Source organism: Microcystis sp. M49636_WE2 (assembly GCF_030065375.1).
Classification (GTDB): domain Bacteria; phylum Cyanobacteriota; class Cyanobacteriia; order Cyanobacteriales; family Microcystaceae; genus Microcystis; species Microcystis aeruginosa_C.
Window position 1 is genome coordinate 1 of sequence record NZ_JASJFG010000513.1, and the last position, 1,762, is coordinate 1,762.

2 protein-coding genes and 1 pseudogene are annotated in these 1,762 nt (G+C 41.8%); all 3 read left to right on the forward strand.

Annotated features, from left to right (window positions below; genetic code table 11):
- Positions 1 to 485 (forward strand): DUF1727 domain-containing protein (locus tag PX484_RS11955; protein ID WP_288104007.1); only part of this gene is annotated, 485 nt, incomplete at its 5' end.
- A gap of 128 nt (positions 486 to 613) precedes the next feature.
- Complete coding sequence (locus PX484_RS11960) at positions 614 to 1,417, forward strand: type 1 glutamine amidotransferase (protein WP_002750261.1); 804 nt, start codon at positions 614 to 616, stop codon at positions 1,415 to 1,417.
- A 76-nt stretch (positions 1,418 to 1,493) separates the two neighbouring features.
- A pseudogene (locus tag PX484_RS11965) lies at positions 1,494 to 1,762 on the forward strand (hypothetical protein); the annotation flags it as partial.

A 1,762-nucleotide genomic window follows, 5' to 3' on the forward strand; every position in this document is an offset into this window, starting at 1 on the left:
GAGAAATTTTTGAGACAGTTCAGGGTTTTAAAGCGGCTTTTGGTCGAGCGGAAGAATTAGAAATTGAGGGTAAAAAAGTTAGAATTTTACTGTCTAAAAATCCCGTGGGTATGAATGAAACAATTCGCGCAGTGGCTGATATTTTACAGAAAGAAAAGTCTTCTACTACTCTCTTAGTTCTCAATGATCGCATCCCCGACGGGACGGATGTTTCTTGGATTTGGGATGTGGATACGGAAAAATTAACCCGTTTGGGAACAACTTTAGTAGTAACAGGCGATCGACTTTATGACATGGCTTTACGCTTACAATATAGTCAAGATAGTCTCGCTTATCCCGTTAATTTAATTGTTGAATCCGATCTAAAAAAAGCGCTCCAAATTGCCCTTAATAACACCAAAAATGAGGAAACTTTACATATTTTACCCACCTATTCTGCTATGTTAGAAGTACGAGAGATTCTCACGGGTCGAAAGATTTTGTAGAAATTAGAAAAGAGTGAAGATTAGTGTTAGGTGTTGGGGTGTTAGGGTGTTAGTTGAATTCCCCCATTTCCCCATTTGCCCATTCCCCCATTTCCCCATTTCCCCATTCCCTAATCCCCTAAAAAATTATGCAAGAACTAGAACTAAAAATCGGCTGGTTATATCCGACCTTAATGAGTACCTACGGCGATCGAGGTAATGTTATTACTATCCAAAGAAGATGTCAATGGCGTGATATTCCTGTGACAATTATTCCCCTAGATGCTCAAACAGAAGCCGATACATTTTATCAAGTAGATATAATTGTTGGGGGTGGAGCGCAGGATCGGCAACAGGAGATCGTTATGCGGGATTTACAGGGGAAAAAAGCGGCGGCGATGAAAGAACAATTATCGGCAGGAATACCGGGGGTTTTTACCTGTGGTTCCCCACAATTATTAGGACATTATTACGAACCAGCTTTCGGTCAAAGAATCGAAGGATTAGGATTATTAGACCTAGTAAGTAAACATCCCGGCCCCAATGCAAAACGCTGTATCGGTAACGTGGTTTTTGAAATTACGGCCTCTCCCTTAGCGGAGGAAATTAAAGCTATGACTGGGGAAAAACCGCTAGTAATTGGCTTTGAAAATCACGGGGGTCGTACCTATTTACAGACCGTTTCTCCCTTGGGAAAGGTGATTACTGGCTACGGAAATAACGGAGAGGACGGTTATGAAGGAGCATTTTACCACAATGCGATCGCTACCTATGCCCACGGTCCCTTACTACCCAAAAATCCCTTTTTAGCCGATTGGTTAATCCAAAAAGCTTTAGAACAAAAGTATCAAAAACCGATTTTTTTAACAAAACTTGATGATTCTCTGGCCCTGAAAGCACGATTTGCCATGTTTGAACGACTAGAACTAACCGGCGTGACCAATAAAGCCTAAACTGGTCATATACACTTATGGCAGGAGATAGTCAAACTAGCCATTAAGAATTTTAATTGTGGCAGCTTATGAAATTATGACTGGAAAAATTATCGATCGTCAAACGGCGGGGTTTCTCGTCCTCATCATCCCCCTAGCGGTGCTAATCATCCTTGTTTTTACCGCTTGGCCATTGATCCTACTTGTCTTCCTCTTAACTCTGGCAGTCAAGGTGTGGCAAGACTATCGCTGGTCAAAATTATCGACGGTGATTAACCCCTATTTCAATCAACTTTTACAGGACAATCAAGGTTGTCTCACCCCGATTGACCTATCGGCAAAAGCCAATCTCACGGCCAAATTAGC